General features: G+C 72.3%; 14 protein-coding genes. 6 read left to right on the forward strand and 8 right to left on the reverse strand.

The genetic code is table 11. The annotated features are described in order from the left end of the window. Positions 1-20: 20 nt before the first annotated feature. Complete coding sequence (locus KY5_RS28365; RefSeq protein ID WP_098244882.1) at positions 21-1,355, forward strand: carboxylesterase/lipase family protein; 1,335 nt, start codon at positions 21-23, stop codon at positions 1,353-1,355. Positions 1,356-1,776: 421 nt separating this feature from the next. Then, a complete protein-coding gene (gene glgP, locus KY5_RS28370; protein ID WP_098244883.1) occupies positions 1,777-4,437 on the forward strand; it encodes an alpha-glucan family phosphorylase in 2,661 nt (886 codons plus the stop codon). A gap of 102 nt (positions 4,438-4,539) precedes the next feature. Here the strand turns inward: glgP and KY5_RS28375 are convergent, their stop codons facing one another. From KY5_RS28375 to KY5_RS28395, 5 genes are all read right to left on the reverse strand, one after another. Continuing rightward, positions 4,540-6,168, reverse strand: a complete 1,629-nt coding sequence (locus KY5_RS28375; RefSeq protein ID WP_098244884.1) for a M4 family metallopeptidase — start codon at positions 6,166-6,168, stop codon at positions 4,540-4,542. 276 nt (positions 6,169-6,444) lie between these two features. Next, on the reverse strand, positions 6,445-8,478 hold the full coding sequence (locus tag KY5_RS28380) for a M4 family metallopeptidase (RefSeq protein ID WP_098244885.1): 2,034 nt from the start codon (positions 8,476-8,478) through the stop codon (positions 6,445-6,447). A 555-nt stretch (positions 8,479-9,033) separates the two neighbouring features. Further along, the gene (locus KY5_RS28385) at positions 9,034-9,648 is read right to left on the reverse strand and encodes a hotdog fold domain-containing protein (RefSeq protein WP_234362898.1); all 615 of its coding nucleotides are present in this window, start codon (positions 9,646-9,648) and stop codon (positions 9,034-9,036) included. Positions 9,649-9,778: 130 nt separating this feature from the next. After that, on the reverse strand, positions 9,779-11,656 hold the full coding sequence (locus KY5_RS28390; protein WP_098244886.1) for an ABC transporter ATP-binding protein: 1,878 nt from the start codon (positions 11,654-11,656) through the stop codon (positions 9,779-9,781). After that, positions 11,653-13,485, reverse strand: coding sequence for an ABC transporter ATP-binding protein (locus tag KY5_RS28395; protein ID WP_098244887.1), 1,833 nt, complete (start codon positions 13,483-13,485; stop codon positions 11,653-11,655). The genes KY5_RS28390 and KY5_RS28395 overlap by 4 nt, the downstream gene beginning before the upstream one ends. Before the next feature lie 153 nt (positions 13,486-13,638). Here KY5_RS28395 and KY5_RS28400 point away from each other — a divergent pair, with 153 nt between their 5' ends. From KY5_RS28400 to KY5_RS28415, 4 genes are read left to right on the forward strand one after another with little or no spacing between them, the layout of a single operon-like run. Continuing rightward, complete coding sequence (locus KY5_RS28400) at positions 13,639-14,541, forward strand: ABC transporter ATP-binding protein (protein ID WP_199843273.1); 903 nt, start codon at positions 13,639-13,641, stop codon at positions 14,539-14,541. Beyond that, entirely contained in the window at positions 14,538-15,317 is a 780-nt protein-coding gene (locus KY5_RS28405; protein WP_098244889.1) for an ABC transporter permease, read from the forward strand. Before KY5_RS28400 ends, KY5_RS28405 begins: the two co-directional genes overlap by 4 nt. Before the next feature lie 37 nt (positions 15,318-15,354). Continuing rightward, a complete protein-coding gene (locus tag KY5_RS28410) occupies positions 15,355-16,623 on the forward strand; it encodes a sensor histidine kinase (RefSeq protein ID WP_199843275.1) in 1,269 nt (422 codons plus the stop codon). Next, entirely contained in the window at positions 16,613-17,245 is a 633-nt protein-coding gene (locus KY5_RS28415) for a response regulator (protein WP_098244890.1), read from the forward strand. Before KY5_RS28410 ends, KY5_RS28415 begins: the two co-directional genes overlap by 11 nt. 9 nt (positions 17,246-17,254) lie before the next feature. Here KY5_RS28415 and KY5_RS28420 read toward each other — a convergent pair whose 3' ends face one another. From KY5_RS28420 to glgX, 3 genes are all read right to left on the reverse strand, one after another. Further along, a complete protein-coding gene (locus KY5_RS28420; RefSeq protein ID WP_098244891.1) occupies positions 17,255-18,640 on the reverse strand; it encodes a carbohydrate-binding protein in 1,386 nt (461 codons plus the stop codon). A 377-nt stretch (positions 18,641-19,017) separates the two neighbouring features. Continuing rightward, entirely contained in the window at positions 19,018-19,965 is a 948-nt protein-coding gene (locus KY5_RS28425) for a LysR family transcriptional regulator (RefSeq protein WP_098244892.1), read from the reverse strand. 59 nt (positions 19,966-20,024) lie between these two features. Further along, positions 20,025-22,322, reverse strand: a complete 2,298-nt coding sequence (gene glgX, locus KY5_RS28430) for a glycogen debranching protein GlgX (RefSeq protein ID WP_098244893.1) — start codon at positions 22,320-22,322, stop codon at positions 20,025-20,027. Positions 22,323-22,446: the final 124 nt, after the last annotated feature.

Consider the following 22,446-nt stretch of genomic DNA (forward strand, 5'->3'; position numbering starts at 1 on the left):
ATCCGGTGTCGGGTAGGGGCATGGCCGACCGACAGAGCCCCACCGTCACCACCGCCCACGGTCCCGTACGCGGCGAACACCGGCCGAACGGGGCCCGGTTCCTCGGCATCCCCTACGCCGCGCCACCCGTCGGCGACCTCCGCTTCGCGCCGCCCGAGCCCCCGAAGGCGTGGACCGAACCGCTGGACGCCACCGCGTACGGGCCGACCGCCCAGCGACGCGGCTTCGGCGAGGGCGCCACGATCCCCGAGCCGTCCGTCCCCGGCGAAGGCACCCTCAACCTCAACGTGTTCACGCCCGCCGTGGACCCGGCGGCGGCGCTCCCTGTCCTCGTCTGGATCCACGGCGGCGGCTATGTCGCGGGGTCGGCGGCCAGTCCCTGGTACGACGGGGTCGCGTTCAACCGCGACGGCGTCGTGCTCGTCTCGCTGGGCTACCGGCTCGGCATCGAGGGCTTCCTGCACCTGGCGGACGCCCCGGACAACCGGGGCGTGCGCGACTGGATCGCCGCCCTGGAGTGGGTGCGCGACAACATCGCCGCGTTCGGCGGCGACCCCGCCAAGGTCACGGTCGCCGGGCAGTCGGCGGGCGGCGGCGCCGTCCAGACGCTGCTCGCCACGCCCGCGGCCCGGGGCCTGTTCCGCGCGGCGCTCGCCATGTCGGCGGCGACGATGGTGCCGGGGGAGCGGTGGGCGGGCCTCGCCGTCTCCGAGCTCTTCACCCGGCGCACCGGGGTGCCCGCGACCGCGGCGGCGCTGCGCGACCTCTCCGACGCGCGCCTCCTGGAACTCCAGGACGCCCTGAGCGCGGAGGGCCCGGACCGCGCGGAACTGCCGGGCCTGCTCCTCGCGCCGTTCGCCGACGGGGAGTTGGTGCCGCGCGCGGTGCTCACCGAGCTCACCGGGGGCGATCTGGGCGCGGACGTGCCGCTGCTGCTCGGCTTCACCCGGCACGAGTTCACCTCCTTCGGCGGGCAGGAGCTGACCGACCTCGTGTTCCGCGCACCGAACCTGGCGGTCGCGGACGCCCGCGCCGCGCGCTCCCGCCCCACCTGGCTCTACGAGTTCGGCTGGCCGTCGCCCGTGCCCGGCGACACCGAGGGCCTCGCCTTCCACTGTCTCGACCTGCCCTTCGCCTTCGACCTGCTCGACGCCGAAGGCGTCACGGCCGCCGCGGGCGACGACCCGCCGCGGCACCTCGCCGCCGCGATGCACGCGGCCTGGGTCGCCTTCGTCCGCGACCTCGACCCGGGCGGCGGCTGGCCGCGGCACGCGAGGGGGCGGCGCACGGTCCGGATCTGGGACGCCGAGCCGGGCCTGGCATCCATGGCGGCCGCCGAAGGAACAGTGCGCTGACGCGGTAATCCGGTCGGAATTCGCCCGGGGAAAAGGCCGAACAGGGTCGGCGCACACACGGGTCCGGTCCGCGGCCGAGGTGGTAGGCGTGCCCGGGTGTGCGCGGTGCTGGTTCGGTCCAGCGGCCCCTGGCGCACCACAGGGCACTCCTGTCGCACGGTTGATCCTTCGACAGTTGCGCGGGCCACCAAGAGGCGGGGAACAGGTGTTCAGTTGAGCCTCTCCCGATCCGCCGGAAACCGCAGGGGTCCCTTGCGCACCCGGTCGGCGGCGTGGAAATTCATGCTGCCGAAGGGCCCGTACAGCCATGGGTACGGGCCCTCTCGCGCCCGCCCGTGCGCCGTGGTTGCCGGGGCCCGTCACCGCTACCGTCGACCCGTAGGTCGATACGTAACGCATTCCCCGTAGAGGTGGAGTCGCTGTGAAGGCCATCCGTCGATTCACCGTACGTCCCGTCCTCCCCGAACCCCTCGGCCCGCTCGCCGAGTTGGCCCGAAACCTGCGCTGGTCCTGGCATCCACGGACCCGCGACCTCTTCGCGGCCCTCGATCCGGACCTGTGGCAGTCATCCGGCTGCGACCCCGTGCGCCTGCTCGGCGCCGTGTCACCCGCGCGCCTGGCCGAGGCCGCCCGCGACGAGAGCTACGTGCGGCGGCTCACCGAGGCCGTCGACGACCTCCAGGGGTACGTCACGGGGAGCCGCTGGTACCAGGAACGGGACCGCGACATCGAGGGCCCCGACCGGCTCGGCGCCGAACTCCCGCGCGCCGTGGCCTACTTCTCGCCCGAGTTCGGCATCACCGCCGCGCTGCCGCAGTACTCCGGCGGTCTCGGTATCCTCGCGGGCGACCACCTCAAGGCCGCCAGCGACCTCGGCGTCCCCCTCATCGGCGTCGGGCTGCTCTACCGGCACGGCTACTTCCGCCAGTCCCTCTCCCGCGACGCCTGGCAGCAGGAGCACTATCCGGTGCTCGACCCGAACGAACTGCCCGTCTCCCTCCTCCGCGAGACCGACGGCACCCCCGCCCTCGTCTCGCTCGCCCTGCCCGGAGGGCGCGCGCTGCGGGCACACATCTGGCAGGCGCAGGTCGGCCGCGTGCCGCTCCTGATGCTCGACTCGGACGTCGAGGAGAACGACCCGGGCGAGCGCGACGTCACCGACCGGCTGTACGGCGGCGGCAGCGAGCACCGGCTGCTCCAGGAGATGCTGCTCGGCATCGGCGGGGTGCGCGCCGTGCGGACGTACTGCCGGCTGACGGGACACCCCGAGCCCGAGGTCTTCCACACCAACGAAGGCCACGCGGGCTTCCTCGGCCTGGAGCGCATCCACGAACTCGCCGCGCGGGACGTCGACTTCGACACCGCCCTTGAGGCCGTGCGGGCCGGGACCGTCTTCACCACCCACACCCCCGTGCCCGCGGGCATTGACCGCTTCGACCGCGAACTGGTCGCCCGCCACTTCGGGCCCGACGCCGAACTGCCCCGCATCGACGTCGGCGATGTCCTGCGGCTCGGCATGGAGAGCTATCAGGGAGGCGAGCCCAACGTCTTCAACATGGCGGTGATGGGGCTGCGCCTGGGCAGCCGCGCCAACGGCGTCAGCACGCTGCACGGGGCGGTGAGCCGCGAGATGTTCGCGGGCCTGTGGCCGGGGTTCGACGCCGAAGAGGTGCCGATCACCTCCATCACCAACGGCGTGCACGCCCCGACCTGGGTGGCGCCCGAGGTGTTCCGGCTCGGCGCCCGGCAGATCGGCGAACGCCGCACCGAGCACGCGCTCTCCGTCGGCGGCGCCCCCGGCGGCGACGACCGCTGGGACGCGGTGGCCGACATCCAGGACGACGACATCTGGGAGCTGCGCCGTACGCTGCGCGCCCAGCTGGTCGACGAGGTCAGGCGGCGCCTGCACGAGTCGTGGCGCCAACGCGGCGCGGCCACCGCCGAGTTGGGCTGGATCGACGAGGTGCTCGACCCGGACGTCCTCACCATCGGCTTCGCCAGGCGCGTCCCCTCGTACAAGCGGCTCACGCTGATGCTGCGCGACCGCGACCGGCTCATGGAGCTGCTCAGGCACCCCGAGCGCCCGGTGCAGATCGTCGTCGCGGGCAAGGCGCACCCGGCGGACGACGGCGGCAAGCGGCTCATCCAGGAGCTGGTGCGGTTCACCGACGACCCGCGCGTGCGGCGGCACATCGTCTTCCTGCCCGACTACGGCATGGCGATGGCGCAGAAGCTCTACCCGGGCTGCGACGTCTGGCTGAACAATCCGCTCAGGCCCCTGGAGGCGTGCGGCACCAGCGGCATGAAGGCCGCCCTGAACGGATGCCTCAACCTGTCGGTCCTGGACGGCTGGTGGGACGAATGGTTCGAACCGGACTTCGGGTGGGCCATCCCCACGGCGGACGGCGCGGCCACGGACGACGACCGCCGCGACGATCTCGAGGCGGCGGCGCTGTACGACCTTCTTGAGCGCAGGATCGCGCCGCGCTTCTACGAGCAGGGCCCCGGCGGGCTTCCCGACCGCTGGATCGAGATGGTCCGCAGGACGCTGACCCGGCTCGGCCCGAAGGTCCTCGCCGGTCGCATGGTCCGCGAGTACGTCGAGAAGCTGTACGTCCCTGCCGCGCGGGCGCACCGGGTGCTCGACGCCACCGCGGCGGGTGAACTCGCGGCCTGGAAGGCGCGGGTCCGGGCCGCGTGGCCGCGGGTCGCCGTCGACCATGTGGAGGCGTCGGCCACGGGGGCCGTCGCCGAGCTGGGGGCCACGCTGTCCCTGCGGGTGCGCGTGCGGCTCGGGGAGCTCACGCCGGACGACGTGGAGGTGCAGGTGCTCGCGGGGCGCGTCGATCCGGAGGACCACATCGCCGATGTCTCTCCGGTTCCGCTGAAGTCCACGGGTGGGCCCGACGCGGAGGGGAGTCTCGTGTACGAGGGGCCTCTCGCGCTGGATCGCACGGGGCCGTTCGGCTACACGGTGCGGATCTTGCCCTCGCACCGGCTGCTTTCCAGCGGGGCGGAGTTGGGTCTTGTGGCCGTGCCGCTCGAAGGGGGCGGGGAGGGGGCGGGGGTTCTCATGCGGTGACCCCGTGTGCGGGCCGGCGGGGGTGGCCCCAAAAGACTGCGCAGTTCCCCGCGCCCCTGATCGGGGGCGCGGGGAACTGCGCGATCTTTGCGCTCTTGCTGGTTACTTGACGTTGACGCCGGTCCAGGCCGCCTCTACGCCCTTGTACTCGGCCGAGTCGGCGCCGTACAGGTCGGACGCCGCCTTGAGGGTGCCCTCACGAGCCGCCTTGTAGTCCGTCGTCGTGGTGAAGTACGACGTCAGCGCCTTGAACCAGATCTTCTCGGCCTTGTCGCGTCCGATGCCCTCGACCTTGGAGCCGTCGGCGGTCGGGGAGTCGTACTTCACGCCGTTGATCTCCTTCGCGCCGCTGCCCTCGGACAGCAGGTAGAAGAAGTGGTTGGCGATGCCCGAGGAGTAGTGGACGTCGACGTTGCCCGCGTCCGCGCTCCAGTTGTCCAGGGACTGGCCGTCCTTGGAGGGCTTGTCCATGTAGCGCAGCGGGGAGCCGTCGCCGTTGATGTCGATCTCTTCGCCGATGAGGTAGTCCCCGATGTCCTCGGGGCTCTTGGCGTTGAACTCGACGGAGGTGCCGAAGATGTCCGAGGTGGCCTCGTTCAGGCCGCCGGACTCGCCGGAGTACTCCATGTTGCCGGTGGCCGAGGTGACGCCGTGCGACATCTCGTGGGCCGCGACGTCGATCGAGGTGAGGGGCTTCTTGTTGCCCTCGCCGTCGCCGTACGTCATGCAGAAGCAGCTGTCGTCCCAGAAGGCGTTGACGTACGAGTCGCCGTAGTGGACGCGGGAGGTCGCGCCCTTGCCGTCGCCCTTGATGCCCTCACGGCCGTGCACGTTCTTGTAGTAGTCCCAGGTGACCTGGGCGCCGTAGGCGGCGTCGACACCGGCGGTCTGGGCGTCGTCCGGCTTGCCGTTGCCCCACGTGTCGTCGTCGTCCGTGAAGAGCTTGCCCTCGCCCTCGCCGTTCTCCAGGTTCATCGTGGAGTGGCCGCCACGGCTGTCGTCGGTGAGGTCGAAGCCGTTGGAGCCCTTCTTGGTGCCGATCTCGACCTTGCCGCTGTACTGGCTGTTGCCGGTGCCGTTCTCGATGGCCTGACGCTCGAAGAGCTTCTTGCCGGTCGCGGCGTCGGTGATGACGTGCAGTCTGCTGGGCGTGCCGTCCTTCTGCACGCCCGTCACGACGGTCTCGTACGCGAGGACGGGCTTGCCCTCGGCGGCCCAGATCACCTTGCGCGGCGACTGCGCGTCGGCCTTGGCGGTCTTCGCCTTCGCGGCGGTCGACTCGGCGGACTTGGCGACCGAGGACTTGGCGAGCTTGGCGTCCGTGGAGGCGACCTTCACGGTGGCCTTGGTGGCCTTGGTGACGCCCTTCAGCTTGCCGTTCTTGGCGGTGTGCACGACGAGGTCGCCGCCGAGGACGGGCAGGCCGTCGTAGGTGCGCTCGTAGCGGGTGTGCACCGTGCCGTCGCGGTCCTTGACGACGTCACGGACGACGAGCTTCTCCTTGGCGCCGAGGCCGATCTTGTCGGCGGTGGCCGCCTTGTCGGCGTTGGCGTCCTGGAGGAGGCCCGCCTTGGCCGACGCCGACAGGCTCTGCGGCGCGGCGGAGGGGGTCGCGTCGGCGACGGGCTGTGCGGAGGCGCCGGTGGTCAGTCCGGCGGTGAGGAGCGCTCCGGCGGCCACGGCGGTGGCGATGGCCAGGGTGGAACGCTTCCGGGATATGTGGGGGGTCACGCAGGCTCCTTCTGTGGGGGGCCCGGGCGGCGTTGGGGACTGCCCGGACGTGAAAGATGCGGTGCGGGTTACTGCTGTGCCGTGCGAGGGAAGAGTGTCATTCGAGCCAGGTACATGTCAGCCTCTTGACGAAACCTTGGCCAGAAATAGTTCGTTGAGCGATGGTCAACATACGCATTGCGAACAGGGCGTGAACGAGCGCGCCGCCCCGGGGAGTTGATCACCCGGGGCGGCGCCGTCCGTTCTCTCCTCAGCCGAAAGGGCTGATGAGAGGGCTTACGGGAAGGTGACCTTCCAGCTGTTGATGTAGCCGGTGTCCTGCGCGGCCACGTCCTGCACCCGCAGCTTCCAGGTGCCGTTGGCCACCTCGGACGAGGCGTCGACGGTGTAGGTCTCCTTGACGTTGTCCGCGGAGTCCGAACCGCTGGCGGCCTTCAGGGGGTAGACCGACCCGTCGGGGGCGAGCAGGTCGACCTTCAGGTCACCGCGCCAGGTGTGGACGATGTCCACGCCGACCTTCAGGTTGTTCGGCGCGTTGCCGGTGCGGCCCGTGACGTTGACCGACGAGGTCACCGCGGGACCGTTGTCCGGAATGCTGACGTCCGTGGTGTTCTCGAACGACGTGCCGGGCTCCTCGCCACCGGGACGGCTGCCGACGGCCACGGCCGCCCAGGCGTTGGCGACGGCCTTGTACTCGGCGCTGGTGGTGCCGTACAGCTCACCGGCCGCGGCGAGCGTTCCGTTGCGGGCGTCCGCGTACTTGGTGGTCGTGGTGAACTTCGTGGTGAGCGCCTTGAACCAGATCAGCGACGCCTTGTCACGGCCGATGCCGGTCACCGGCAGGCCGTCGGAGGTCGGTGAGTCGTACTGGACGCCGTTGATCACCTTCGCGCCGCTGCCCTCGGACAGCAGGTAGTAGAAGTGGTTGGCGATGCCCGAGGAGTAGTGGACGTCGACGTTGCCGGCGTTGGAGCTCCACTTGTCCAGGGAGGCGCCGTCCTTGGAGGGCTTGTCCATGTAGCGCAGCGGCGAGCCGTCGCCGTTGATGTCGATCTTCTCGCCGACGAGGTAGTCGCCCTTGTCCTGGGCGTTGTTGGCGTTGAACTCCACGGCCGCCGCGAAGATGTCGGACGTCGCCTCGTTCAGGCCGCCGGACTCGCCGCTGTACGTCATGTTGCCGGTCGCCGAGGTGACGCCGTGCGTCATCTCGTGGGCCGCCACGTCGATGGAGGTCAGCGGCTTGGAGTTGCCCGAGCCGTCGCCGTACGTCATGCAGAAGCAGGAGTCCTGCCAGAAGGCGTTGACGTAGTTGTTGCCGTAGTGGACGCGCGAGGTGGCGCCGACTCCGTCGCCGCGGATGCCGGAGCGTCCGTGCACGTTCTTGTAGTAGTCCCAGGTGAGCTGGGCGCCGTAGGCGGCGTCCGCGCCCGCGGTCTCCAGGTTGGAGGCCTGCCCGTTGCCCCAGATGTCGTCGGGACCCGAGAAGAGGGTGCCGGTGCCCGAGGTGGCGTGGTTCAGGTTGTACGTCTTGTGGTTGCCCCGGCCCGAGTCGGTGAGGTTGTACGAGGAGCCCGACTGGACGGAGCCGACCGTCACCTGGCCGCTGTACTGCGTGTTGCCGGTGCCGTTCTCGATGCCCTGCCACTGGAAGAGCTTCTTGCCGGTGGCCGCGTCCGTGATGACGTGCAGCTCGTTCGGGGTGCCGTCGTGCTGCAGGCCGCCGACCACGGTCTCGTACGCGAGGGTCGGCTCGCCCTTGGCCATCCACACGACCTTGCGCGGCGCCCGGTTCGCGTCGGCCTTCTTCGAGCCCGCGGCCTTCGCGGCGCCGAGCGCCTGCTTCTCCGCGGCCGACGCCTTGACGTCGGCGCTCAGGTCGATGCCCTTGAGCTGCTCCTTGGAGGCCTTGGTCACCGCCTCGGTCTTGCCGGACTTGGCGCTCTCGACCACCAGGTCGCCGCCGAGCACGGGCAGTCCGTCGTAGGTGCGCTCGTAGCGCGTGTGGAGGGTGCCGTCGCGGTCCTTGACGACGTCACGGACGACGAGCTTCTCCTTGGCGCCGAGCCCCAGGTCCTTGGCGGTGTCCGCCTTGGTGGCGTTGGCGTCGCGGAGGAGCTCCGCGCGCTGGGCGGGGGTGAGCTTGGCGGCGAGCGCGCCGGGGTCGACGTTCCCGAGCTTCTGCGCCTTGGGGGCGCTGGTCCAGGGGTCGTCGGCGGACGCGGGGCCCGCCTGAACGGCGACGGCGAGCAGAGCGGCTACGGCGGAAAGGGCGCCGGCTGCGGCGGCCCGTCTGTGGGAGGTGCTTCTCAACGCGGACTCCTTCTGCGCGGCCGCGGGATGCGCGGCCAGAGCTACCGGGCGGTTGGGTCGCCGTCCGGGCAGAGCAAGGCGGAACGCGGAACTGGGCAGTACACACGGGGTATTGCGTGAGGGAAACCGCCGCGTTGTTGAAAGCTGCGCGGTGGTCGAGGGGAAGAGTGGCACCAGAGGGACGTCGCTGTCAGGAGCGCATCAAGAGTTGGCCGGAATCAGTCCGTTGGCCGGTGGGGGACGTTCGCTATCCGGTGTCTGACAGGGGCCCTAGTAGCAGAGCTTGGTGAGCCCCGGTGACGGGGGGTGCCCCTGACGGAACGGACGGTCGCCGGTGGCTGCTTTTCGCCGGTGGGCTTCGCGGGGGCCCCGCCGGTGAGCCCCGCAGGGGCGCGGGGAACTGCGCGCCCGGCCACGACGCACCCGCAGCGGCTCACCGGTCACGGCGCGGCACATCGCGGGGTGCCCCGTAAGGGGCGCGAGGAACGGCGCGACCAGCCACGACGCCACCCGCAGCGGCTCACCGCCCCGGAACCCCCAAGAACAGCGCAGCGTTCAGCGGGGGTCCACCCACAACGCCGAACCGACCGCGCAGAGTTCACCGGAAGCCGTCACCGCCGCCACGCCCATCTCGTGCTTGCGGCCCGACTCGGAGATCAGCCAGGCATACGTGATGTGCTCCTCGCCGATCGCCAGGGGACGCAGCATCGTGCCGGTCAGCGACGCCGTCACCGCGCCCCGGCGCAGCCCGCCGAAGTGGATCCCGGGAGCCGCGCTCGGGCAGTCGAGCGCGGCCCAGGCCAGGTCGGACCTGAGCACGCCCGAGCCGTCGTCGAACGCGGGATGCGGAACCCACGCCGCGGCGACCAGATCGCGGCCGGGCACGGGCGCGCAGTGCTGGCGCAGGCCCCGGTCCGGCGCGCGGTCGCCGCAGCCGAAGCAGTCGACCGAGCCGTCGGCGACGCCGCTGGGCGGCGCGGCGCGGTAGGCCGCCGTGGCCGCCGCGGCCTCGTCCCAGGTGGGCGCGTCCGGCACGTCCAGGGCGGGATCCGCGACGGGCCGCGCGCCCACCAGGACCTTGCCCGAGTCGTCGGTCAACGCGGCGCCCCCGTCGGGCAGTTCACCGAACCGTACGGGCACCCCCACGCGGACGGCGGCGCGGAAGTCCACCCGCACCGTCCCCGGCGGGGTGCGCCCCGCGAGGACACCGGCGACGTAGCCGCCGAAGGCGAGTCCGGGCTAGCCCTCGTACAGCGCGGGGACGACCAGCTCTTCGGTCATGCGATCAGTAGACATGCGGTCAGCTCACCACACTGTCCCGCCAGGCGCGGTGGAGATCGGCGAAGGATCCCGAGCCCGCGACGAGTTCGTCGGGGGTGCCGTCCTCCACGATCCGGCCGTGCTCCATCACGAGGACCCGGTCGGCGATCTCCACCGTGGAGAGCCGGTGGGCGATGACCACCGCCGTGCGCCCGCGCAGCACCGTGTGCATGGCGCGCTGCACGGCCCGCTCGCCGGGAATGTCCAGGGAGCTGGTCGCCTCGTCGAGGATCAGCACGGCGGGGTCGGCGAGCAGCGCCCGCGCGAAGGCCACCAGCTGCCGCTGGCCCGCGGAGATCCGGCCGCCGCGCTTGCGCACGTCGGTGTCGTACCCGTCGGGCAGCGCCGTGATGAAGTCGTGGGCGCCGATGGCCTTCGCGGCGTGCTCGATGTCCTCGCGGGTGGCGTCGGGCCGCCCGATCGCGATGTTCTCGGCGACGGTCCCGGAGAACAGGAACGCCTCCTGGGTCACCATGACGACCCCGCGCCGCAGCTCGGCGCCCGAGAGCTCGCGCAGGTCGACGCCGTCGAGCAGGACGCCGCCCTCCGTGGGGTCGTAGAACCGGGCGAGCAGCTTGGCCAGCGTGGACTTGCCCGCACCGGTCGAGCCGACCACGGCCACGGTCTGCCCCGCGGGCAGCGTCAGGTCGAAGCGGGGCAGCACCTCGCCGCCGGTACGGTAGGCGAACCGCACGCCGTCGAAGCGCACTTCGCGGCCCGGGTGCGCGGACTCCAGGGCGGGCAGCGGGCGCGTGACGGCGGCCGGGGGCTCGGGCACGGTCGGGGTCTGCGCGAGCAGCCCGGCGATCTTCTCCAGGGACGCGGCCGCCGACTGGTAGGAGTTCAGGAACATCCCGAGCCGGTCGATCGGGTCGTACAGGCGCCGCAGGTACAGCACGGCGGCGGCAAGGACGCCGAGCGCGAGCCCGCCGTCCGCGACGCGGTAGGCGCCCCACAGGACGATCCCGGCGACCGCGACGTTGGCGACGAGCCGGGAGCCGACCACGTACCTGGCCATCTCCAGCATCGCGCTGCCGTTGGTCCGCTCGTGCCGCGAGTTGAGCACCGCGAACTCCGCGTCGTTGGCCCGCTCGCGGCGGAACGCCCGCACGGGCCTGATGCCGTTCATCGTCTCCGCGAACTTCACGATGACGGCCGCGATCGCCGTGGAACGGTCGCGGAACAGCGCGCCCGCGCGCCGCTGGTAGAGGCGTACGAGCAGGTAGAGCGGCACGAAGGACGCCACGGCCACCGCGCCGAGACTCAGGTCGAGCCAGAGCAGCATCACCGAGATGTACAGGAACGAGAGCAGGACGGTGATGAGCTCCTGCAGACCCTCGCTGAGCAGTTCGCGCAGCGACTCGACGTCGGTGGTGGACCGGGAGATCAGCCGCCCGGACGTGTACCGCTCGTGGAAGTCGACGCTCAGCGCCTGCGCGTGCCGGAAGATCCGTCCGCGCAGGTCGAGCAGCACGTCCTGGTTGACGCGCGCGGAGGCCACGATGAAGGCGTACTGGAGCCCGCCGGACAACGCGGCGCAGAGCAGGTAGCCGATGCCCACGGCGATCAGCGGGCCGTGGTCGCCCGCGCGCACCGCGGGCACGCCCCGGTCGATGGCGTACGCGACGAGCAGCGGGCCCGCCTGCACGACGGCCTGCTGCACCAGGAGCAGCACGGTGGCGAGCACGACCCGGCCGCGCAGCGGTGCGAGCAGCGAGAACAGCAGGGTGCGGGTGGCGCCGGGGGGCGCGGGCAGATCGTCCTTGTCGAAGGGGTCGCCGTCGGCCTGGGGAGCCTCGGGGAGGTCGGGTTCCCCGGGGCGTGCGGGCTTCTCGCGTACGGAGGTCGACGAGGTCATCGGGCAGCCTCCTCGGCGGCGGTGGGTTCGGCGGTGGGTTCGACCGTGGGTTCGGCCGGGGTGTCGGCGCCCGACATCAGCCAGGCGTACTCCGCGTTCTCCCGCAGCAGCTCCTGGTGGGTGCCGACCGCGGCGACCCGGCCGCCGGAGAGCAGCGCGACGCGGTCCGCGAGCTGCACGGTGGAGGGGCGGTGCGCCACGACGAGTGCGGTGGTGTCCGCGAGGACGCGCCGCAGCGCGGCCTCCACCAGGGCCTCGGTGTGCACGTCGAGGGCGGACAGCGGGTCGTCGAGGACCAGGAAGCGGGGGCGGCCGACCACGGCGCGGGCCAGCGCGAGCCGCTGGCGCTGCCCGCCGGACAGGCTCAGGCCCTGCTCGCCGACCTGCGTTCCCGTGCCCTGGGGCAGCGCGTGGGCGAAGTCGGCCTGCGCCACCTCCAGGGCGCGGTCCAGCTCGGCTTCTCCCGCGGTCTTCCCCGCGCCCATCAGGACGTTCTCGCCGACCGTCGCGGAGAACAGGGTCGGTTCCTCGAAGGCGACGGCGACCAGGGTGCGCAGGTGCTCGCGGTCCATCGCGGTGATGTCCTCGCCGTCCAGCGTGATGCGGCCCCCGGTGACCTCGTGGAGCCGGGGGACGAGCGCGGTGAGGGTGGTCTTGCCGCTGCCGGTCGCGCCGACGACGGCCATCGTCTCGCCGGGGCGTACGTGCAGGTCTATGTGCGTGAGGACCGGGGGAGCGTCGGGGCCCGCGTCCGGGTAGCGGAACTCCACGCCGTGGAACTGGAGTCCGCCGCCCGCGGCCGGTGCCGCCGCGTCCGCCGTGCGAGGTCCCGCCGCCTCCGGCTCCGCGTCCATCACCTCGAAGTACCGCTCCGTGGCCGTCGCCGACTCCTGGGACATCGCGAGCAGGAAGCCGATCGACTCCACGGGCCAGCGCAGCGCGAGCGCCGTCGACAGGAAGGCGACCAGCGTGCCCGTCGACAGGTCGCCGTCCGCCACCCGCACCGTGCCGAGCACCAGCGCGGCGCCGATCGCGGCCTCGGGCAGCGCCATGATCACCGCGTAGATCGAGGCGAGGATGCGGGCCTTGACCAGCTCGGTGCCGCGCAGCGTGTGCGACAGCTCGCGGAAGGCCCGGGCCTGGCTGCGGTGGCGCCCGAACCCCTTGATGATGCGGATGCCGAGCACGCTCTCCTCGACCACGGTCGTCAGATCGCCGACCTGGTCCTGCGCCCGCCGCGCCACGGCGGTGTACCGCCCCTCGTAGTACGCGCACGCGATCACCATCGGCACCACGGGCGCGAGCAGCACCAGGCCGAGCGTGAAGTCCTGGCCCAGGAGGATGATCACGCCGACCAGGATCGTCGCGCCGTTGACCAGCAGGAACGTCAGCGGGAAGGCGAGGAACATCCGCAGCAGCATCAGGTCCGTCGTACCGCGCGAGAGCAACTGCCCCGAGGCCCAGCGGTCGTGGAAGGAGACCGGGAGCCGCTGGAGATGGCGGAAGAGGTCGGCCCGCATCGCCGCCTCCACGCTCGCGAGGGGGCGCGCGACGAGCCAGCGCCGCAGCCCGAAGAGGAGCGCCTCGGCGACGCCGAGCAGGAGCAGCACGAGCGCTCCGAGCCACACCCCCGCCGGGTCGCCGTCGGCCACCGGGCCGTCCACCATCCACTTCAGTACGAGGGGGAAGACGAGCCCCGTACAGGAGGCGACGATCGCGACAAAAGCCGCGGTGATCAGGCGAGTTCGGACCGGCCGGACATAGGGCCACAGGCGCAGCAGCGTCCGTACGGTCGACCGATCCTTGCTGGGGGCATCTGATTTCGGCATCAGGGGCGAGCCTACGGATCGCCACTGACAGAGCCCACCGAGTTTCGGTCCGACCGCCCACGGAGTCGTACGCCCCCGTCAACCGATCGGTTGATGCGCCTTCGAGCGCGATGGGCGATGCCCGCACCCCCGCCCACCGGCGATTCTCGACCCATGCCCCTCATCGAAGTGCACGACCTGCAGAAGCTCTACGGCGGCCGGACCGTCGTCGACGGCGTCTCCTTCGCCGTGGAGGAGGGCGAGGTCTTCGGGATCCTCGGACCCAACGGCGCGGGCAAGACCACCACCGTCGAATGCGTGGAGGGCCTGCGCACCCCCGACTCGGGCCTGGTCCGCGTCGCGGGCCTCGACCCGGTCGCCGACCACGAGCGCCTCACCCGCATCCTCGGCGCGCAGCTCCAGGAGAGCGAGCTCCAGCCCAAGCTGACCGTGCGCGAGGCCCTGGAGCTGTACGCCGCGTTCTACCCGAACCCCGCCGACTGGCGGCCGCTCGCCGAGCGCCTGCGCCTGACCGACAAGCTCGACAGCCGCTTCGGCAAGCTCTCCGGCGGCCAGAAGCAGCGCCTGTTCATCGCGCTCGCCCTCATCGGCAACCCGAAGGTCGTCGTCCTGGACGAGCTGACCACCGGGCTCGACCCGCGCGCCCGCCGCGACACCTGGGAACTCATCGAGGACGTGCGCGACAGCGGCGTCACCGTCCTGCTCGTCACGCACTTCATGGAGGAGGCCCAGCGCCTCTGCGACCGCATCGCGGTCATCGACAAGGGCAGGGTCGCCGCCCTCGACTCCCCGGCGGGCCTGATCAGCCGCGCCGCGAGCTCCACCGTCATGTCCTTCACCCCGTCCGCGCCCCTGGACCGGCGGCAGCTCGCCGCGCTGCCCGCGGTCACCCTCGTGGAGGAACGCGACGGCCGCTACACCCTGAACGGCACCGACGAGACCGTCGACGCCGCCATCACACTGCTCGCCAGGCACCGCATCACCGCCCACCAACTCCGGGTCTCCGACGCCACGTTGGACGACGCGTTCCTCGACCTGACGGGAGCATCGGCATGACCACCGCCGTCGCCGCACCGCACACCGCCACCGGGCCCAAGGCGTCATCGGCCGTCCTCAGGGCCGAACTCCGCCTCTTCCGCAGGGAGCCGGGCGCCGTCTTCTGGATCATGGCGTTCCCCACCCTGCTCCTGACGCTCCTCGGCTCCATCCCCTCCTTCCGCGAGACCGACGCCTCGCTCGGCGGGCTCCGCCTCGTCGACGCGTACGTCCCCGTCACGGTGCTCCTCTCGCTGATCATGGCGGGCCTCCAGGCCATGCCGCCGCTCCTCACCGGCTACCGCGAGCGCGGCATCCTGCGCCGGATGTCCGCCACCCCGGTGCGCCCCTCCGCCGTACTCGGCGCGCAGATGGGCATCTACGGCACCGCGGCCCTCGTCTCCGCCCTGCTCTCGCTCACCGTGGGGCGCCTCGTCTTCGACGTACCGCTGCCGCGCCAGGCCGTCGGGTACGCGATCGCGCTGCTTCTCGCCATCCTGTGCGGCCTCTCCCTCGGCGCCCTGGTCTCCGCGCTCGCCCGCACCACGAAGGCCGCCACCGCCATCGGCTCCGCCGTCTTCTTCCCGATGATGTTCAGCGCGGGCGTCTGGCTGCCCGTGCAGGCCATGCCCGACACGCTCGCCCGCATCGTGGAGATCGCCCCGCTGGGAGCCGCCGCGCAGGCCCTGGGCGACGCGGCGGCCGGCGACTGGCCGAGCCTCGGCCACCTCGGCGTCCTCCTCGCGTGGACCGTGCTCCTGTCGGCGGGGGCGGCCCGCTGGTTCCGGTGGGAGTGAGCCCGCCGTGGCCTGGTCGATGGCCGACACTTGGCACATGAACCCGACCACCGCGGACGCCGCGACGACGGTCGAGCAGCGCTGGGGCCTGTTCAACCGCTGGGGCCCCTACGGCCTGCTCTGCTTCGGCACCCTGATGGCGATCGGCACCAGCGGGGTGGTCGGCATGCACGCCGACGAGTGGTACGTGGCCGGGGGCGCGGTCGCCGCGGCGCTCGTGCTCCAGCTGTGGTGGGGCCGGGCAGCGCGCACCCGCCCTGACCCCAGCGTCGCGGGCACCGTCTACTACACCGTGCGCTGGGCCTTCGCCTTCGTCCTCACCTGGCTCAACCCGTTCTTCGCGTTCTACGCCGTCGTCGGCTACTTCGGCGCCGAGCGGCTGCTCCCGCCCCGCCTGGTCAAACCCGGCCTCTTCGCCACCGCGATCATCATGGCGGGCTCCCAGTCCGGCGGTCTGCCGCCGGGGAACAGCGCGGGCTGGGGCGTCTTCGGCGCGCTCCTCGCGGTCAACATCGTCCTGCTCAGCGTCTTCGCCCACCTCGCCGAGCAGGAGGACGAGCGCGCCCGCGTGCAGGCCGCCACCATCAAGGAACTGGAGCGCACCAACACCGCGCTCCAGGAGTCCATGGACGAGAACGTCGCCCTGCACGCCCAGCTCCTCCTGCAAGCGCGTGAGGCGGGCGTCGCCGACGAGCGGCGCAGGCTCGCCGCCGAGATCCACGACACCATCGCGCAGGGCCTGACCGGCATCATCGCCCAGCTCCAGGTCGTCGCGGGCACCACCGACGCGGAGCTGGCCCGCGAGCACCTGGGCCGCGCCGCCGACCTGGCCAGGCACAGCCTGGGCGAGGCCCGCCGCTCCGTCCACAACCTCTCGCCCGCGCCCCTGGAGTACGACCGCCTGCCCGAAGCCCTGAAGAAGACCGTCGCCGAATGGGCCGAACGCACCGGGGCGCGCGCCGACTTCACCGTCACCGGCACCGCCGAGGACCTCCACGACGAGATCGAGGCGACCCTGCTGCGCATCGTCCAGGAGGCCCTGTCCAACACCGCCCGGCACGCCGAAGCCACCCGCGTCGGCGTCACCCTCTCCTTCATGGGCGACGAGGTCACCCTGGACGTGCGCGACGACGGCCGGGGCTTCGACCCGCTCGCTACCGTGGAGCGCACCGGCACCGGCGGCTTCGGCCTCGACGGCATGCGGGCCCGCGCCGAACGCATCGCCGGAGCGCTCACCGTGGAGTCCGAACCCGGCGGGGGCACCGCGGTGTCCGCTCGCGTACCGTTGGTCCGCCATGAGCACTGAAGTGATCACTCTCCTCATCGTCGACGACCACCCCGTCGTCCGCGACGGCCTGCGCGGCATGTTCCTCTCGGACCCCGGTTTCCAGGTGCTCGGCGAGGCGTCCAACGGCGTGGAGGCCGTGACGCTCGCCGCCGAACTCGACCCGGACGTCGTCCTGATGGACCTGCGCATGCCCGGCGGCAGCGGAGTCGACGCGATCACCGAGCTCACCCGGCGCGGCGCCCGCGCCCGCGTCCTCGTCCTCACCACGTACGACACGGACTCCGACACGCTCCCCGCGATCGAGGCGGGCGCGACCGGCTACCTCCTCAAGGACGCCCCGCGCGAGGAGCTGTTCACCGCGGTCCGCGCCGCGGCCGAGGGCCGCACGGTCCTGTCGCCCGCCGTCGCCTCCCGCCTCGTCTCACGCGTGCGTGCCCCTGGCAACGAGCCGCTGAGCTCCCGTGAGAGGGAAGTGCTCGCGCTCGTCGCCAAGGGCACGTCGAACCGTGCGATCGCCGTCGAACTCTTCATCAGCGAGGCCACGGTCAAGACGCATCTCACCCACATCTACGGCAAGTTGGGCGTCAAGGACCGAGCGGCGGCGGTGGCCACGGCGTACAGCAGGGGGATCCTCGGCTGATCCGCGCCGCTACGCCTGCTGCCACAGCGCGGGCGTGCTCGGCGGCTCCCAGCCCACCTGAGCCTGGTGCCCCTGGAGGCACCGGTAGGTCGACCCGCCGTAGGTGACGGTGTCACCCGCCGCGTACACCTTGCCGGAGGCCCACGTGCCGCCCGGCTCCGGCTCACCAGGACCGGGGTCCTCGCCGCCACCCGTCGTCTTCAGCGTCAAGCCGTACTGCTGGAGCAGCGGATTGATCGGCTGGTGGTACGTCGTGCCGCCGCTGGAGCAGTTGCCCGAGCCGCCCGACGTGACGCCCTGCGCCTGGCTCCCGGAGATGAAGGAGCCGCCCGAGTCGCCCGGCTCGGCGCAGACCGTCGTCCGCGTCACGCCGCTGATGGTGCCCTCGGGGTAGGTGACGCTGGTGTTGTGCTGCGAGACGGTGCCGCAGTGCCACCCCGTAGTGGAGCCGGAACGGCAGATCGACGCACCCACCGGGGACTGCGTGGAGCCCCCGACGCCGACCCGTTGCCCGCCCTGGCCCTTCACGTACGGGGTGGCGGTCCACTGGGAGTTGACGGCGACCCAGGCCATGTCCCTGCCGGGGAAGATGGAGGCTTGGAACGTGCCCTGGGCCACCTGGTTGTAACCGCTGGTCGCGGTGCCCGCGCGCCCGCAGTGGCCCGCCGTGGCGAAGCCCTGCTGGGTGCCCTTGGTGACGGGGAAGCCGATGGAGCACCGGCCGCCGCCCATGTAGTACGCCTCGCCGCCCACCAGGTCGTACAGCGGGCGGGGCCGTTCCTCGGTCCGCTCGACGCGTACGAGCGAGGAGCCGACGCCCGCCGCGGCGACCAGGTCGTTGGCCGCCGAGGCGCGCACGGCGCGGATGACCACCGCGTTGGAGCGCACGTCGACGTACCAGACGGGCGCGTCACGCGTCGCTGTCTTCTTCGCCGCGCGGTCCAACCGGGCCTTGGCGGCGTCCAGTTGGGCCACGGAGTGGTCCACGACCCGGGCCTTCGCGCCGCGCGCCTCGATCGCGGGGACGTCGGCGGCGTCGGTGGTGGCGACGGTGAGCGTGGCCGAGGTGGCGCCGCCCACCCAGGCGCCCGCGAAGGTACGGCCGAGCGCGTCACGCAGGACGCCCGCGTCGGCGCCGGCCTCGGCCTCGTTGACCAAACGAGCCTTGGCCTGCGCCGACGTGAGGCCGAGATCGCGTTGCATCGCCTTCAGGACGCCGGGCGATGTCCTGGCGACGGATGCTGTCTCGGCAGGGGAAAGGGTCGTCGGGGAAGCGGGGGAGGACGGCTCGGCCTGGGCGGCCGCACTGCCGGGCAGCCCGGCCAGAACCAACGCACCGGCGGCGACGACGGCGGCGCAGGCGGCCGTGAAGCGTCTGTGGTGGGTGGGACGCATATGCGGGGTCTCCTCGAAGAGCGCGGGGCGGGGAGGGGAGAGGGGGAGGGGAGGGGGAGGGGTGGAGGTGTAGCCCATACCGTAGAAGCGTCAACTGACGGGCAGTAGCTGTCAGTTGACCCCGGTGGTCGGCGTTATGCCTCGGGTTCGACTGTGGGGCGGGGCCGCGGGGGCCTGTGCGTACCCGCTATCGCCCCTTCAGGTTCGCGGGGGAACCGCGCACCCCCGGTGCCGCCGCGGTGGGGTCTTTTAGGGGCGCGGGGAACTGCGCGAAACCCCGTGTGCCGACACGCTGGACCCAGGCGTAGGCGCGACGCCGAGGGAGATCAGCCCCGTCACCGAGGACCGGAACCGCCGCACCTGCCACGGCACCCCCCTCAAGCCCCCCGCGGCGCCGCCAGCCACGCCGTGTAACTCTCGCTCCGCGCCACCGCGTCCGCATGCGCCCCCCGCGCCTGCGCGAACACCACCGCCGCCGTGTCGTGCGCGGGAGCCGCCGGATGCCAGCCGAGCAGATGCCGCCAGTAGAGGGGAGCGCCCGCGAGGGGGCGGGTCACCATGCCGGGCGTCGGCGGGAACGTCGCCCTGCACAGCCCCACCGCCCTGCCGACCTGCACCAGATGGACGCACGACGCGACGTCCGTCTCGTACACCCGCGACGGGGTGAAGCCCGCACGGGCGCACGCCGCGCTGAAGCAGTCCGCGAAGCACCCGTCACCCGGCACGTCCGTCCACGACTCGTCCGCGAGCAGCGCCAGGTCGATCTCCTGCCCGCCCGCCAGCGGATGCCCCGTCGGCAGCATGACGAAGACGGGGTCGCGGGCCACCTCGCGCCAGACGAGCAGCTCGCTCTCCGGCGGCGCGCTCGCCCCGCACGTGCCCACGAGCGCGAAGTCCAGGCGCCCGTCCGCCGTGCGCGCCGCGATCTCCCGCTCCGACCAGGTGGTGTGGGTCGTCACGGGCACCCCGGGGTGCGCGGCCGCGAGCCGGTCCACGAGCCCCCCGAAGAGCGGCCCGTGCGTACCGCCGAGCCGGAACCCCGCCCCGCCCTGCCAGGTCTGCGCGAACCGCTGCGCCTCCTCCCGCAGGCCGCTGACGGCGGGCAGCACGACCCGGGCCCTGGCCAGCACGAACTCACCGAGCGCGGTCGCCCGCACCCCGTGCCGTCCCCGTTCGAACAGCTCCCCGCCAAGGGCCCGCTCGATCCGTTTCAACTGCGCGCTCAGCGCGGGCTGGGCGAGCCCGAGCGCGGTGGCGGCCTTGGTCAGGCTGCCCGCGTCGGCGATCGCCCGGATCGTCTTCAGGTGCCGCAACTCCAGGTCCATACCGTGAGCTTGAGGTGCCACGGGTACCGGGGCAAGACTCTGGTACGGACCAGCGCCGATCAGCCGCTGCCGACCCGCAGCAGCAGCACCGCACGCCCCGGCACCGTCACCGCGCCGCCCGCGCGGTGCACCGTGCCCGGCGCCGCGCCCTGGTCCTCGGCCGAGGTGTCCACGACCACCTCGTACGCGTCCGCCCACGGCGGTCCCGGCAGTACGAAGCTCGCGGGCCGGTCCGCCGCGTGCAGGATCGCCAGGAAACTGTCGTCGACGACCGGCGCCCCGCGCGCGTCACGCCCCGGGATGTCGCGCCCGGAGAGGTACATGCCGAGCGTCGCCGCGGGCGCGTACCAGTCGCTCTCCGTCATCTCCGTGCCGCGCGTCGTGAACCACGCCAGGTCCCGCAGCCCGTCGGCCGAATGGGCCCGCCCGGAGAAGAACGCGCGGCGGCGCAGCACCGGATGCCGGTGCCGCAGCCCGATGAGCCGGGACGTCAGCGCGAAGAGGTCGCGCCAGCCCGGCTCGTCGCGCAGCGTCCAGTCGACCCAGCTGGTCTCGTTGTCCTGGCAGTACGCGTTGTTGGAGCCGCCCTGGGTGCGGCCCATCTCGTCGCCCGCGACCAGCATCGGAACGCCGGTGGACAGGAGCAGCGTCGTCACCAGGTTGCGCAGCTGCCGGCGGCGCAGTGCCGTGATCCGTTCGTCGTCCGTCTCGCCCTCGGTGCCGCAGTTCCAGGAGCGGTTGTCGTCGGACCCGTCCCGATTGCCCTCCCCGTTCGCCTCGTTGTGCTTGCGCTCGTACGACACCAGGTCCCGCAGCGTGAAACCGTCGTGCGCGGTCACGAAGTTGACCGACGCGTACGGCCTGCGCCCGCCCCACGCGTACAGGTCGCTCGACCCGGAGAGCCGGTAGCCGAGGTCCCGGACATCCGGCAGCGCGCCCCGCCAGAAGTCCCGCACCGCGTTGCGGTAGCGGTCGTTCCATTCCGTCCACAGCGGGGGGAAGGAGCCCACCTGATAGCCCCCCGAGCCCACGTCCCACGGCTCGGCGATCAGCTTCACGCGCCGCAGGACCGGGTCCTGCGCGATTACCGCGAGGAACGGCGACAGCATGTCGACGTCGTGGAAGGAGCGCGCGAGCGCCGCCGCCAGGTCGAAGCGGAAGCCGTCCACGCCCATCTCGCTCACCCAGTACCGCAGCGAGTCCGTGATCAGCCGCAGGACGTGCGGCTGGACGACCTGGAGGGTGTTGCCGCACCCGGTGTAATCGGCGTACCGCCGCGCGTCGTTCGACTGGAGCCGGTAGTAGCCGCGGTTGTCGATGCCCTTCAGGGAGAGCATCGGGCCGAGCTCCCCGGCCTCGGCCGTGTGGTTGTAGACCACGTCGAGGATGACCTCGATGCCCGCCTCGTGCAGCGCCCGCACCATCCGCCGGAACTCGCCGACCTGCTGACCCCGCGTCCCCGACGCCGCGTACGCCGCGTGCGGGGCGAAGTAGCCGATGGAGTTGTAGCCCCAGTAGTTGCGCAGGCCCCTGCGCAGCAGATGGTCCTCGTGCGCGAACTGGTGCACGGGCAGCAGCTCGACCGCCGTCACCCCCAGCGCCTTGAGGTGTTCGAGGGCCGCGGGATGCGCCAACCCGGCGTACGTACCGCGCAGTTCGGCCGGAATCCCGGGATGCCGCTCGGTGAAGCCGCGTACGTGCAGTTCGTAGATGACCGAGTCCGCCCACGGCGTCTTGGGCCGCCGGTCGTCGGTCCACTCGTCGTCCGGCGCGTCGTCGTGCACGACCACGCCCTTGGGCACGTACGGCGCGGAGTCCCTGTCGTCGCGCACGGTGTCCGCCACGTGCTGCTGGGGCCAGTCGCGCACATGCCCGTACACCTCGGGCGGCAGCACGCCGTAGTCGTTCCCCGCACCGGCGTCGACCGCCCGTGCGTACGGATCGAGGAGCAGCTTCGCCGGGTTCCAGCGGGCACCCGTCCACGGGTCCCAGCGGCCGTGCACGCGGTACCCGTACCGCTGGCCGGGCCGCACGTCCGGCACGAAGCCGTGCCAGATCTCGTGCGTCAGCTCCGTCAGGGAGTGCCGCGCCTCGGCCCCCTCCTCGTCGAACAGGCACAGTTCGACCGCTTCCGCACCGCCCGCCCACAGCGCGAAGTTGGTGCCCGCGACCCCCTCGGGCCCGATCCTGAAGCGGGCGCCCAACGGCGTCGGCGTCCCCGGCCACACGGGCCGCGTGAGCACCGGACGCACCGTGGCGCGCGTACTTCCGTTCAGGGCGGCGGCGGGCCGCTCGGGCGTGATCCGCCCCCTCGCCCGCGCCTCCTGCACTGTCCCTTGCTCGGGTGCGCTCGACACCTGTCAGCCTCCCGCGGCTCGGTGGGTCGACGCGCGAAGAAGGGCGAGCGGCGTCCCGGCCGCGGCTCCCCGTACGTCGTCCTCCTCACTGTTCTGCCCACCGCGTGCGTCGCACTCACGTTTC

The sequence above is a fragment of the Streptomyces formicae genome (assembly GCF_002556545.1).
GTDB lineage: Bacteria > Actinomycetota > Actinomycetes > Streptomycetales > Streptomycetaceae > Streptomyces > Streptomyces formicae_A.